Source organism: Acinetobacter sp. AR2-3 (assembly GCF_001878775.1).
In the GTDB taxonomy this organism is placed as follows: Bacteria; Pseudomonadota; Gammaproteobacteria; order Pseudomonadales; family Moraxellaceae; genus Acinetobacter; species Acinetobacter lwoffii_D.
On the sequence record NZ_MJIQ01000045.1, the window covers coordinates 13,503 to 27,136 of the forward strand.

Here is a 13,634-nt window from a genome sequence, read left to right on the forward strand (position 1 = left end):
TATGACAATCGAGATTTTGATGGTGATCGGCTTCTGTTTGGCCGCTTACTCTATTGTCGGAAATGATGTACCTCAAACCCTAGGGACATTTATTTCTTCGAATTCACATCGCCCATGGTGGGTGTTGTGGATTTATATCAGCTCAATTTTAATTGTCGTATTGGTCTATGGTTGGTATGCATCTGGGGTGGGTGATGCCTCATACGGTCGTTTAGAAACGATTCCTTTCCCTGAAGGTGGTATTACCTGGCTGTATATTGTGCCGCCAATTCTCCTGTTAATACTGACCAAATACGGGATTCCAGTCAGTACCACCTTCCTGGTGCTTACGATTTTCTCTCCTGCAAGCTTAGGCTCGATGATGGTCAAATCGATGATGGGCTATGCCGTCGCCTTTATTGTAGCGATTGTCATCTATCGTTTTGTGGTCAAGCAGCTGGCACGCCATTTTGCCAAGACACGTCATCAGGAACACTCCAAGGTCTGGATGGGCTTGCAGTGGGTCTCTACCGGTTTCCTGTGGAGTCAATGGTTGATTCAGGATCTGGCTAACATCTTCGTGTATGTGCCACGTCAGGTGCCGTTTGAATTCCTGATGTTTGCGATTACGGTATTCGTGGTCTTGCTGGGTGTGATTCTGTATCAACGTGGCGGGGCTATCCAGAACATTGTTGACACCAAAACCGGTGTGACCGACATTCGTGCTGCAACGATTATCGACTTCATGTATGCCATTATCCTGTTAGTTTTTAAAGAGTGGAGCAACATTCCAATGAGTACCACCTGGGTATTCCTGGGATTACTCGCAGGTCGTGAATTTGCCATGTCGATGATTCTGGATGAAGTCAACAAACATCGTACTTCACGTAATGTCAGTGCAGATGCCATGAAACTGATGTTCGGTCTGGCCATGTCGGTCATTCTGGCAACAACTTTGCCGATGTTTTATGACTTTGTGACGAATTATGGTCAATAAGTCCTGATATTAAAAATCCAATAAAAAAGCGAGCCAGGTGCTCGCTTTTTTCTTAATTGGAACGGTTTAAACCACAAATCTTTGCGGATGGCCTAAATTGGTTAAAGTTGTATAAATTTCTTCTTCGTGTTCGCAAATGATCAGTTTGGCGCGATGCTGTGGCGGTAAAAAACCATCTTCAACGGCGCGGTCCAGCTGCGCAATCAAGGCATCATAGAAGCCATTCACGTTATACAGCATCATCGGTTTCTGGTGCTGGTTTAGCTGACCCCAAGTGGCAATTTCCAGAATTTCCTCAAACGTGCCCAGTCCACCTGGCAAGGCCACAAAGGCACAGGCCCGCTCGGCCATCATAGCCTTGCGTTGATGCATGCTGGTCACCACATGTAATTCGGTGAGCTGGTTATGGGCAATTTCATAATCCAGCATAAATTCAGGAATCACCCCTACAGCTTCACCGCCATGCTGGATCATGGCATCCGCGACCTGTCCCATCAAGCCAATACTGGCGCCACCGTAAACCAGCCCGAAACCATGTTCTGCCAGTCCTTGCGAGAGATGAATGGCTTTTTCTAAATAAACCGGTTTGTTGCCTGCACGTGAACCACAATAGAGAGCCACTAGAGGGCGTGTTGTTTTTGGGGAGTTTTCTTTAAAATAATCTGTCATTTGAATTACGCTTTGCATTTATTTTCTTCACCTTATCATTTTTCTTTCTTGTGACTATAGCTTAATTAATAAATATGACAATTCTGTGAGCAGGGACATTTTCACTGCAATAGGGCTCAGCAAAATTCATCGATAAACAGCTATGAAAACAGGTGAATTTCAAATTGATCTTGATATACTGAAAATTGGTTTCACAACAATAGAACGACGATGGGTAGTGGTAGTTGGCCGTTTAACTTTATAAATCTACGCCAAATAATTGATCTTATTCAATATAAAAAATTCTGTTTTGCTGTGTCACAGCGTCAGGTGATTCCATGCTGCAGTCCTGAGCTTCAGGAGCCAAGCGTATGATCTTTGAATGGATGTCAGACCCTTCAGCCTGGGTCGGTTTACTCACGTTGATTGTTCTTGAGATTGTACTCGGGATCGACAATCTGGTTTTCATTGCTATTTTGGCGGAGAAACTGCCACCAGAACAACGTAATACGGCGCGGATTGTCGGCTTGATGCTGGCCCTGCTGATGCGTTTGATCTTACTGGCCTCGATTGCCTGGGTAGTGACCCTCACTGATCCACTATTCCACATCTTTGATCATGCTTTCTCGGGCCGCGATCTGATTCTATTGTTTGGTGGGGTGTTCCTGCTGTTTAAAGGCACCATGGAACTGCATGAGCGTCTGGAAGCCAAACCCGTCATCAAAGAAGAAAATCCGGTCCATGCGGTATTCTGGATGGTGATTGTCCAGATCGTGGTGCTGGACGCCGTATTCTCATTAGACAGCGTGATTACTGCGGTTGGTATGGTCAAAGACCTGTCAGTGATGATGATTGCCGTGATTATTGCCATCGGGATTATGCTCTGGGCATCCAAAGCTCTGATGGATTTCGTCAACAGACATCCGACCGTGGTGATTCTGTGTCTGGGCTTCCTGATGATGATCGGCTTCTCGCTGGTGGTCGAAGGCTTCGGTTTCCATATTCCGAAAGGTTACCTGTATGCTGCAATTGGCTTCTCGGTGATTGTCGAATTTATTAACCAGACCATGAAACGCAATCAGGAAAAAATGGTGACCACCACCGACATGCGCTACCGTACTGCTTCTGCCGTAATGCGGATGCTGGGTGGTAAACCTGCTCAGGACAATGATTCTTCTGAGCCGGAAGATGTTCTGGCGACACGTGCCTTTGCTGATGAAGTCTTTAATGATGATAACGGTATCTATCACAGTGTCATGGTGCAGGGAGTTTTGGGTCTGTCTGAACGTCCGGTCAAGTCGGTGATGACGCCGCGTCCCGAACTGGAATGGATCGATCTGGACAATGATGCCGACAGCATCAAAGCACAATTGTTGCAGATGAGCCACTCGCGTCTGATCATCGCTCGCGGCGAACTGGACAATATTGCCGGTGTGGTGCTGACCCATAAAGTCCTGAATGAATATATTGAAACTGGGGTGCTGGACTTTGAAAAGCATTTACGTGAGCCAGTCATCGTGCATGAAAATGCTCAGGTACTGATGGTGATGGATCAATTGCGTCAAGCGCCCTTACAGATGGCAATTGTGCTGAATGAATATGGCTCAATTGAAGGGATTGCCACCCCAATTGATATTCTTGAAGCAATTGCCGGTGAATTTCCAGATGAAGATGAGCTGCAAGTGGCAGCAGAAAGTCTGGATGATGGCAGCCTGATTCTGGACGGTTCCACCGATATTCGTCACGTTTCCTTGCTGCTGGATCGTGATCTGGTCAATGAAACTGAAGAATATTCGACTTTATCTGGTTATGTATTGTTCCATATGGCACGTTTACCACATAGCGGTGAAAAGTTTGAAGCAGATGGGCATATCTTTGAGGTCGTGACGATGGACGGTCATAAGATCGATAAAGTGCATATCATTCCGCAGCTTCCTGCACAGGACTAGATTCTAGCCAATGTTTGGCCTGTAAAGTTTGCTAAAATAGCCCGCATTGTCGGGCTATTTTTATGGAACTGAAATGTCAGAAGCATGTCCATGTGGACAAGGCGAATATCACAGTTGTTGTCAGCCACTGCATGTAGGGCAAAAGGTCGCAGAGACTGCACAGCAACTCATGCGTTCCCGTTACAGTGCCTTCGCCAAGCATGAAATCGATTACATCAAAACCACGACTGCGCTGGGTCAGCAACAAGCGCTGGACCTGCAGGCAATTAGTGAATGGAGTAAAGCCAATCAATGGTTAAAGCTTGAAATTGTTCAAGCCAATGAAAAACTAGATAAAAATCATGCCTTGGTCGAGTTTAAGGCACATTATCATGATGGCAAGCAGGCACAGGTGCATCATGAAGCTTCGCATTTTGTGAAGTTTGAAGGTCGCTGGTATTTTCTGGATCCGACTACAGACCATAACATCACCATGAAACAGGCCTGCATTTGTGGTTCGGGGAAAAAATTTAAGCAATGTTGTGCCGGATTCTTATAACTTTCACACAGATTTAGCTTAGAATAGCCGCCATCTCATAGCCTCAGGTGGAAGCAGGGCGATGTTACTGACCGTCATCTATATTATTGCAATTACCGCTGAAGCCATGACCGGGGCACTGTCCGCTGGCCGGCGCAGCATGGACTGGTTTGGCGTGATGATTATTGCCTGTGTCACGGCACTGGGCGGTGGTTCGGTCCGTGATGTTCTGCTCGGACATTATCCCTTGACTTGGGTCAAACATCCCGAATATCTGGTGCTGACCTGTTGCGCCGCCTTCGTCACCATCCTGATTGCCAAATGGATGCGACAGTTACGTAATGTCTTCCTAGTACTGGATGCCTTGGGGCTCATTGGCTTTACCATTATTGGCTGTCAGATTGCCCTGGAAATGGGACATGGTTTTGTGGTCAGCGCCGTTGCGGGTGTCTTGACCGGTGTGTCTGGCGGGATTTTGCGTGATATTTTATGTAATGACGTACCGCTGGTGTTCCGCCGTGAACTGTATGCCAGTATTGCCTTTGTTTCAGTGATCTTTTACTGGCTCTGTAGTCACTACGGCTTGTCGCAGGATCTGACCATTCTGTCTACCCTGATCTTTGGTTTTAGCTTACGTCTGATCGCCATCTATTTTGGTCTGGAAATGCCAAAATTCATTTATAAAGATGATGATGAGCACTCGGCATCTTCCAAAGACGAATCTTAATTTTTAAATGTATGAAGTGCGGCAATAAAAATAGCCGCATTCAACTCAATTCGTAGTATAAAAAATATAAAGCAGCCCACCTGTTGAGAAAGCAGCATCTCCCGTTCCACCTGATCAGAGATTTTTGTTATGGATTTAGTTTCTCGCATACAACGCTTACCGATTGGTAGGTTTCACTACACCTTGCTGGTGGTGATTGGACTGGGCTGGATGTTTGATGCGATGGATACCGGATTGATTTCCTTTATCCTGGCCAAAATGGCTGAAGACTGGCAGATGACTGCCGATCAAAAAAGCTGGGTGGTGTCGATCGGTTTTGTCGGCATGGCGATCGGGGCGATTTTTTCAGGTGGCCTAGCAGACCGTTTTGGCCGAAAAACAGTCTTTGCTGCGACCCTGGTCATTTATAGCCTAGCCACGGCAGCCTGCGCTTTTGCACCGAATCTAACCTGGTTGCTGGTATTCCGTTTTATCGTTGGTTTAGGCTTGGGTGGTCAGTTGCCGGTGGCTGTGACGCTGGTCAGTGAATATATTCCTGCGCATGTACGTGGCCGTTTTATTGTCTTGCTGGAAAGTTTCTGGGGATTGGGCTGGCTGGTCGCGGCGCTAGTATCGCGCTTTATCATTCCTGATTTTGGCTGGCAAACCGCTTTTATGATTGGTGGCCTGCCTGCGCTGTATGCCATCGTGATCTGGAAAATGATACCAGAATCTATTCCCTTCCTGATTAACCGTGGCCGTGTAGAGGAAGCTTCGGCACTGGTGAAAAAGATTGAAGCGAAATGTGGTGTTCAAGTCTATGAAATCTTTGAAGTGAAACCGGTTGCAGAGAAGCAGCATATTTCATTTGCACAGTTATGGTCGGGTATCTTTGCGCGCCGTACGCTCATGCTCTGGCTGATCTGGTTCGGTATTATTTTTTCCTATTATGGCATCTTTACCTGGTTGCCAAGCTTACTGGTCAAAGAAGGCTATAGCATCGTACAGTCATTTGAATATGTACTGATTATGATTCTGGCGCAGTTGCCCGGTTATCTGGTGGCGGCATGGTTGGTCGAAAAGCTGGGTCGTAAGCCGACCTTGGCCGGCTTTATTGGCATGTGCGCGATCTCGGCCTATTTCTTTGGTCAGTCGGGTAGTGTTACTGAAATCGTGATTTGGGGCTGTCTAATGTCCTTCTTTAATCTGGGCGCCTGGGGTGTGCTCTATACTTATACGCCGGAACAATATCCGACCAATATCCGTGCCTTTGGTTCAGGCTGGGCGGGCGCAGTGGGCCGTATTGGCGGTATCGCGGCACCTTTTGCCGTAACACACCTGATGGGCATGCCCAATGGTTTTAGTTATGTCTTCACCATGTTTACTGCGGTTCTGATTGCTGTCGCGATTGTGATTCTGGTCTTGGGTGAAGAAACCAAAGGCAAGACCCTGGAATCGATGGGCTTATAAAGGGAATGATTTTTTAGTTGCTTAGAGTCTATAAAGTGGATATTTTTAGGCCATAAGACACAAATTGTCGCGCTGAGCCATTTGATGCCCTTGTGTCATCTACAGCCACGACTTAGCATAAGAAACATTGATACAAAAACGAATTATTTAGGACTATAGGTTGTTATGACAAGCCTTGCGCATCATGCGACAGAAAACCGCTCCGTAGCAGAATTTACCGAACAAGCTTATCTGAATTACGCCATGTACGTGATTATGGATCGGGCACTCCCTCATATTAGCGATGGCCTGAAACCGGTACAGCGCCGGATTGTCTATGCCATGAGTGAGCTGGGCCTGAAATGGACCAGCAAACCGAAGAAATCGGCACGTACGGTCGGTGACGTACTCGGTAAATATCATCCACATGGCGACTCGGCCTGCTATGAAGCCATGGTGCTGATGGCACAGCCCTTTAGTTATCGTTACCCGTTTATTGAAGGGCAGGGCAACTGGGGATCACCGGATGATCCGAAGTCTTTCGCGGCCATGCGTTATACCGAAGCCAAGCTTTCCCAGTACAGCGAACTGTTGCTGTCTGAACTGGGACAAGGCACCTGTGAATGGCAGGACAACTTTGACGGTTCCATGAAAGAACCGGTGAACTTGCCAGCACGTGTACCGAATATCTTGCTGAATGGGACCACTGGCATTGCAGTTGGTATGGCCACAGACATTCCACCGCATAACCTGCGTGAAGTGGTCAAAGGGACCATTGCGCTGATTCGCAATCCGAACCTGACCGATGAAAAAATCGCAGAATATATTCCTGCGCCAGATTTGCCGACCAAAGCCGAAATTATCACCCCGCCTGCTGAACTGTTAAAAATCCAGACCACAGGGCGTGGCAGCTACCGCATGCGTGCGGTCTATAGCGTCGATAAAAACGAAATTATTATCACTGAATTGCCATATCAGGTCTCAGGCTCCAAAATCATCACCCAGATTGCCGATCAGATGCAGGCCAAAAAACTGCCACTGGTCAGTGATGTACGGGATGAATCGGATCATGCCAATCCAACCCGTTTAGTCATTGTTCTGCGTTCGAATCGTATTGATGCCGAATCGGTGATGAGTCACTTGTTTGCCACCACCGATCTGGAATCCAGTTATCGTGTCAATATGAACATGATTGGTGCCGATGGCCGTCCACAGGTGAAATCAATTCGTCGTATTTTGCTGGAATGGATTGAAATCCGTAAAACCACGGTAACACGCCGTCTGCAATATCATCTGAACAAGATCGAAAAACGCCTACATATTCTCGGCGGTCTAATCATTGCTTATCTGAATATTGATGAAGTGATTCAGATTATCCGTGAAGAAGATCAGCCAAAACCAGTTTTAATGCAGCGTTTTAATATTGACGAGATTCAGGCCGAAGCGATTCTGGAACTGAAATTGCGTCATTTGGCCAAGCTTGAAGAAATGGAAATGCGCCGTGAGCAGGAAGAACTGGAAGCAAAAGCGGCAGTAATTCGTGAACAACTGGCCAATCCAGAATCTTTAAAAAGCCTGATCATTTCTGAACTGAAAGACGATGCCAAGAAATTTGGTGATGATCGCCGTTCGCCAATCGTACAACGTGCCGAAGCTGCTGCAATTAATGAAACTGAAATGTTGCCGGCCGATCCGGTAACGGTGGTGTTATCAGAAGCTGGCTGGATTCGCTGTGCCAAAGGTCATGAAGTCGATGCAGAAAATCTGAATTTCCGTGCGGGTGATCAGTACTTGAGTCATGCACAGGGCAAATCCAATCAACGCGTTTATGTATTAGATGACACTGGCCGTAGCTATGCCTTGGCCATCAACACATTGCCATCCGCACGTGGTCTCGGTGAGCCGCTCAGTTCAAAACTGTCTCCTGGCAGTGGGGTGGGTTTTAAACAGGTTCTGGTGGCAGAGGATGAAACTGAAATTCTAGCGGCAAGTAATAAAGGTTATGGTTTTAAAACCCAGGCCAAGCAGCTGGATACCAGTGCCAAAGCGGGGAAAGCTTTCCTGAATTTATCTGAAGGGGCAGAGGTCATGAACCTGCATCCACTCGATGATGCCACGCATGTTGCACTGCTCAGTTCAGCAGGACGCCTGTTGATTGTCGATTTAGCAGAATTACCTGTATTGAACAAAGGTAAAGGAAATAAATTGATACAACTTGAAGATAGTGATCAAATTTTGTCCATGACAATATTGAAGCTTGATGAAATAATTCAAGTGCTTGCAGGACAACAGCAGTTAAAATTAAAAGGGGATGATTTGCGCAAATATATCGGTAAGCGCGGTGCAAAAGGACAGCTTTTACCACGCGGATATCAAAAAGCAAATAAACTGTTGATTCAAAGATAAGACTAGCATCCATCCTGCGAAATACGTTATATATGAACAACGATTCAACAAGATGGATGCAATATCGCACATATACAAGTCTAAAAATGGCGTGTGATATTGAAAAAAACAGTTGAAATACTAAGGATTATGATTGGAGAGATGGCCATTATGGAAAAAATTTGGTTTGCTGAATACCAAAAAACAGGGATTCCAGAAACAGTAGAATTACCAGCAGAAAATACTTCTCTAGTAGATGTTTTTGAGCGTAATTTCCAAAAATTCGGCTCGCGTGATGCCTTTATCTTTATGGATAAGGCTATGACTTTCAATGAATTGGAAGAGGCGAGCCGCAAGTTTGCAACTTATCTACAAAGCTTGGGGTTGGCAAAAGGTTCACGTGTGGCAGTGATGATGCCAAACGTTCTTCAGTATCCGGTTGTGGCACTTGGGGTGTTCCGCGCAGGTTTGGTACTGGTCAACGTGAATCCACTTTACACATCGCGTGAACTTGAACATCAATTGAATGACTCTGGCGCTGAAGTGCTGGTGATTATTGAGAATTTTGCTTCTGTTTATCAAGCAATTATTGGTAAAACACCAGTGAAGCATGTCGTGGTAGCTTCTGTCGGTGACATGCTGGGTGCCTTGAAAGGAACGTTGGTGAACTTTGTATTGCGTTCTGTACGCAAGCAAATTCCAGCTTGGGATATTCCAGGCCATGTGAGATTCAATGCGGCCTTGTCTAAAGTCAATCCAAGCAACTATAAACGCCCTGAATTGACCCTTAGCGATACAGCAGTTCTTCAATACACAGGTGGTACCACAGGCGTATCTAAAGGCGCTGAACTGACACATCGTAATCTGGTTGCGAACATGTTGCAGTGTGACGGTATCTTCCAGAGTAAATTTGGTGCGCAAGATGGCCAGCCAGATGACCGTATTTTCTGTGCTTTGCCGCTTTATCATATCTTTGCTTTCATGGTTTGTGCACTTTACGGTATGTACAAAGGTCAGGCCAACGTTCTGATTCCAAACCCGCGTGATTTACCTGCGGTAATGAAAGAGCTACGTAAATATCAACCGACTTTCTTCCCGGCAGTGAACACACTTTTCAATGCGCTGGTAAACAATGAAGAGTTTAAGCAACTTGATCATAGTAAACTGAAAATGGCGATGGGCGGCGGTATGGCCGTACTTCCTTCTACTGCAGCAGCATGGAAGAAAGTTACCGGAACCAATATCGTTGAAGGCTATGGTTTGTCTGAAACTTCTCCGGTGGCAACAGCAAACCCACCTGCGTCTGAAGAATTCAGTGGCACTATTGGTATTCCATTACCATTGACTGAAGTGGCTATTCTGGATGATGAAGGCAATGAAGTTCCACTGGGTGAGCAAGGTGAAATTTCAATTCGTGGTCCTCAGGTCATGAAAGGCTACTGGAACCGTCCAGATGAAACTGAAAAAGTCATGGTGAATGGTTTCTTCCGTACCGGTGATATCGGCGTCATGGATTCACGTGGTTATGTGAAAATTGTAGATCGTAAGAAAGACATGATTCTAGTGTCTGGTTTTAACGTCTATCCATCTGAGATTGAAGAGGTTGTAGCAACTCATCCAAAAGTACTGGAAGTGGCTGCGATTGGTGTGCCAGATGAAAAATCAGGTGAAGTGCCAAAACTGTTTGTTGTGAAAAAAGATCCGTCTTTAACCACAGAAGAAGTTTTAGCATTCGCTAAAGAAAACCTGACCGGTTATAAACGTCCACGTTATGTCGAGTTTATGGATGAATTGCCAAAATCCAACGTAGGTAAAATCCTGCGTAAAGATTTACGTAAAACAGCCTAATACCTGTAAGAAAAAAAAGCGCCATCAGGCGCTTTTTTTGATTTGGACTTTTTATTTTTTCATTAACCAGCGATCAAAATAAGGACGACCTACACCAACTACTCCCAAGAAGATAAACATGGTGCCAAACTGGCGAGTAAATCCGGTTTGATTAAAGCTGCCATAACTTAGAATGTTATCGACTAAGCAATACACCAGAATCGCGACCAGCCAGTGCCAGAGAGGCATACGCTTGATACCGACGAAATAAAAGGCAATCCATAAAATGGCAAAGGTGAAGATTGGTGACCAGATATTCATATTGGCACAAATGACAGCCATCAGAAATGCCACAATCGGTAGGACAATTTTTAATACGCGATCCACTTGACGTTGATGCTGGCGTTGTTTCTCGAGGACATCGAACATTTCATTTTGATCAGGCGCGACCATAGTGAATCCTTAACAAGTAATAAAAAGCACTCTATTTAACAAAATTTATTCACGAAATGCCATGCTATGATAGAGATAAAATTTTCATGAGAAAAAACAGATGCACAGCATTAGTGGGATTATTTATCTCATTTTGGCCGCTTGTCTTTTGCCTTATGTGTTTACATTGATTGCAAAAAAATCAGCAGGCTTCAGCAGCAAAGACAATCAGAACCCACGGGCATTTTTAGAAAAGTCTTCAGGCTTGGCCAGTCGCGCGAATGCTGCCCAGCAGAATAGCTTTGAAAGTTTGCCACTCTTTATTGCTGCTATTCTAATGGCGGAATATATGGTGGTGCCGCAAAGTGTAGTGATGACTTTTGGTGTAGCTTATCTGGTTTTTCGTGTGTTGTACGGAATCTGCTATTTGGCCAACTGGGCGACTTTACGCTCTATCGTATGGTTGCTCTCGATGTTATGTCCGGTAGCTTTATTGCTGCTGATCATCAAGTTAGTTTAAGTCATCAGGTCTGCGGACATATTTACAGTTCGATATTTTAAAATCCAAAAAAATCTTTAAAAACCGTTATAATTGTCGCGGTTTTTTAAAAGATATAACTTGTTAAAGAGTGATGCTATGAGCTACAGCAATATCCCAGCGGGTAAAGATGCGCCAAACGATATCTATGTGATCATCGAAATTCCTGCAAATGCAGCACCCATCAAATACGAAATCGATAAAGATTCTGATGCGTTATTTGTAGACCGTTTCATGGGTACAGCAATGTTCTACCCAGCAAACTATGGTTATGTTCCAAACACTTTATCTCTAGATGGTGACCCTCTAGACGTATTGGTTGTGACACCACACCCAGTAGAGCCGGGTTCTGTTATTCGCTGCCGTCCTGTGGGCAAACTGAACATGGAAGATGACGGTGGTGTTGATGCGAAACTGGTTGCAGTTCCACACGACAAATTGACACCGATCTATAAAGATGTTCAGGAATATACTGATCTTCCTCCATTATTGATCAGCCAGATCGAACACTTCTTCCAGCACTACAAAGACTTGGAACCAGGTAAATGGGTTAAGTTAAGTGGTTGGGAAGGTGCAGATGTTGCGAAACAAGAAGTACTAGACTCAATTGCTGCTTATGCAGAAGCAAACAAATAATTGCTTTGCTTTTCCATTTAAGTCTTTAAACTTTTAAAGCTTAAATAAAAAAACCTGCACAATGTGCAGGTTTTTTTGATTTAAAGCATCGTCAGGACATTAGAATAATTTCACCGGGATGTCTAACCAGATACGCCATTCATTTGTTGAGCTGATAGCATTACTTACATAGTTGCCAGAAGCATTATTGTAAGTATCACTTGCGCGCAAGTATGAGTGACGTAAGCGTAAGTTTGCATCTTTGAATGCACCAGATTGAACCGTATATTTCACTTGGTTAAAGAATTCATGTTCTTCAGCTTGGTCGATAATTTGTGCTGGATTATTTATTTCGGCTACATCAATATCCCAACCATAAACGAATGCTGTTGTCCAGTTTAGACCTGGAAGACCATGGTTTTTAAAATTATAGTTGTACTGTAAGCCAACAGATTTTTCATCGTTACCCTTAAAGTCGGATAAGTATGAGTTTGGTACATAAATGCTTTGTAGACCATCTGCGTTGTAAGCATAGTCGTAACCTATGTTGCCCGCATTATCTTGGTATGCAAGCATCAAATTGTGTGCATCTCTGTTATAGCTTGCAGATACACCCCAAATTGAGTTAGTCAATTCTTCAGTTGCACTGCGTGGATCAGTGGTTGCTGCTCCAACTTTCCATTTAGTATTGTAACCCATTGCCTCTAAAGTTACGGTCGCACCATTTGCTGTAGGAAAGCTGTAATTTACATTCCCATAGTGACGATCTAATTTATCTTTAACGTCTACCCCATAATAAGAGGCATTAACTTGGTCGTTAAACTTGTATTTCGCGCCCCAGAAAATAGCACTGTCCAAATTTTGTTGGTCTGAGCTGATATCATTAGACCATTGATTTTTAGTGAATTTACCACCGATTAACGTCAAGTCTTTAATTTCGTTACTTTCAATATAAAGACCAGTGTAGTATTCAGGGGTTAGACGAGCAGTATTACTTGCAATTACTGGAATTTCAGATACTTGCGTACCATATTTAGCCGTTGTGTTTGATACGCGTGCTTTGACATAAGCACCTCCACGTGCCCAATGATCATAGGCATCTTTAGTTCCATCGGCATTATCTTGACTATGCGTTGGGATCATTTGGTTACCAGTATGCCCATTTTTACCGAGTTTAAATGAAGCATCACCAATGATACCTGCACCAAAACCAACAATACCTTTGGTAAAGCCAGAATCTAGATTAATTATTGCTGTTTGAGCTGCAGAGCTTGTATCATCAACACCATTTTTTTTATCACGGCTTAAGTAACCCGTACGGAATAGAACTGTGCCTTCAGCATCTTCTACAAAGCCTTTTGCTTCACTTTGTTCGCTTGCATAAGCTGTAGAGATCAGAGCAGCTTGTACCAACACTGCTAATGTAAGTTTCTTTGCGTTTAACATGGGGAGAGAGCCTCATATATGTTTTTTTGTACTGCATCTGCTTAAAGCACACGCAGAAATTAACCAAATTGTATAATTAATCTGATAAAAAATATCGTTTTTATGACATTCTTTAAACTAAAGTTGAGTTTTTTTAACCTATTATT

At 44.4% G+C, this 13,634-nt stretch carries 12 protein-coding genes; 9 read left to right on the forward strand and 3 right to left on the reverse strand.

Annotated elements, in window-relative coordinates; genetic code table 11:
- The first annotated feature begins 1 nt into the window (after position 1).
- Entirely contained in the window at positions 2 to 976 is a 975-nt protein-coding gene (locus BFN00_RS08290) for a hypothetical protein (protein WP_005101524.1), read from the forward strand.
- 66 nt (positions 977 to 1,042) lie between these two features.
- Here BFN00_RS08290 and BFN00_RS08295 read toward each other — a convergent pair whose 3' ends face one another.
- The gene (locus BFN00_RS08295) at positions 1,043 to 1,663 is read right to left on the reverse strand and encodes an LOG family protein (protein WP_004281026.1); all 621 of its coding nucleotides are present in this window, start codon (positions 1,661 to 1,663) and stop codon (positions 1,043 to 1,045) included.
- Between the two features lie 332 nt (positions 1,664 to 1,995).
- On the opposite strand from BFN00_RS08295, the gene BFN00_RS08300 reads away from it, so the two are divergent.
- From BFN00_RS08300 to BFN00_RS08325, 6 genes are all read left to right on the forward strand, one after another.
- Entirely contained in the window at positions 1,996 to 3,573 is a 1,578-nt protein-coding gene (locus BFN00_RS08300; protein ID WP_071851110.1) for a TerC family protein, read from the forward strand.
- Positions 3,574 to 3,646: 73 nt separating this feature from the next.
- Positions 3,647 to 4,111: a YchJ family protein gene (locus BFN00_RS08305; RefSeq protein WP_005263978.1), complete on the forward strand. Its 465-nt coding sequence runs from the start codon at positions 3,647 to 3,649 to the stop codon at positions 4,109 to 4,111.
- A gap of 61 nt (positions 4,112 to 4,172) precedes the next feature.
- Complete coding sequence (locus BFN00_RS08310; RefSeq protein ID WP_004644893.1) at positions 4,173 to 4,817, forward strand: trimeric intracellular cation channel family protein; 645 nt, start codon at positions 4,173 to 4,175, stop codon at positions 4,815 to 4,817.
- Between the two features lie 129 nt (positions 4,818 to 4,946).
- Positions 4,947 to 6,266 carry a niacin transporter NiaP gene (gene niaP, locus BFN00_RS08315; protein WP_071851112.1) on the forward strand — a complete coding sequence of 440 codons (1,320 nt, stop codon included), beginning with the start codon at positions 4,947 to 4,949 and terminating at the stop codon, positions 6,264 to 6,266.
- 165 nt (positions 6,267 to 6,431) lie between these two features.
- Positions 6,432 to 8,651: a DNA topoisomerase IV subunit A gene (gene parC / locus BFN00_RS08320; RefSeq protein WP_071851114.1), complete on the forward strand. Its 2,220-nt coding sequence runs from the start codon at positions 6,432 to 6,434 to the stop codon at positions 8,649 to 8,651.
- Positions 8,652 to 8,801: 150 nt separating this feature from the next.
- Positions 8,802 to 10,478, forward strand: a complete 1,677-nt coding sequence (locus BFN00_RS08325; RefSeq protein WP_005101517.1) for a long-chain-fatty-acid--CoA ligase — start codon at positions 8,802 to 8,804, stop codon at positions 10,476 to 10,478.
- 51 nt (positions 10,479 to 10,529) lie between these two features.
- Here the strand turns inward: BFN00_RS08325 and BFN00_RS08330 are convergent, their stop codons facing one another.
- On the reverse strand, positions 10,530 to 10,910 hold the full coding sequence (locus BFN00_RS08330; protein WP_005108436.1) for a hypothetical protein: 381 nt from the start codon (positions 10,908 to 10,910) through the stop codon (positions 10,530 to 10,532).
- Between the two features lie 100 nt (positions 10,911 to 11,010).
- On the opposite strand from BFN00_RS08330, the gene BFN00_RS08335 reads away from it, so the two are divergent.
- Both BFN00_RS08335 and ppa read left to right on the forward strand, forming a co-directional pair.
- Positions 11,011 to 11,409 (forward strand): MAPEG family protein, encoded by a 399-nt coding sequence (locus BFN00_RS08335; protein ID WP_005249654.1) that lies wholly within the window; start codon positions 11,011 to 11,013, stop codon positions 11,407 to 11,409.
- Positions 11,410 to 11,526: 117 nt separating this feature from the next.
- The gene (gene ppa / locus BFN00_RS08340; protein WP_004281037.1) at positions 11,527 to 12,063 is read left to right on the forward strand and encodes an inorganic diphosphatase; all 537 of its coding nucleotides are present in this window, start codon (positions 11,527 to 11,529) and stop codon (positions 12,061 to 12,063) included.
- Between the two features lie 99 nt (positions 12,064 to 12,162).
- On the opposite strand, the gene BFN00_RS08345 is transcribed toward ppa, so the two are convergent.
- Positions 12,163 to 13,488, reverse strand: coding sequence for an OprD family outer membrane porin (locus BFN00_RS08345; RefSeq protein ID WP_004810184.1), 1,326 nt, complete (start codon positions 13,486 to 13,488; stop codon positions 12,163 to 12,165).
- Positions 13,489 to 13,634: the final 146 nt, after the last annotated feature.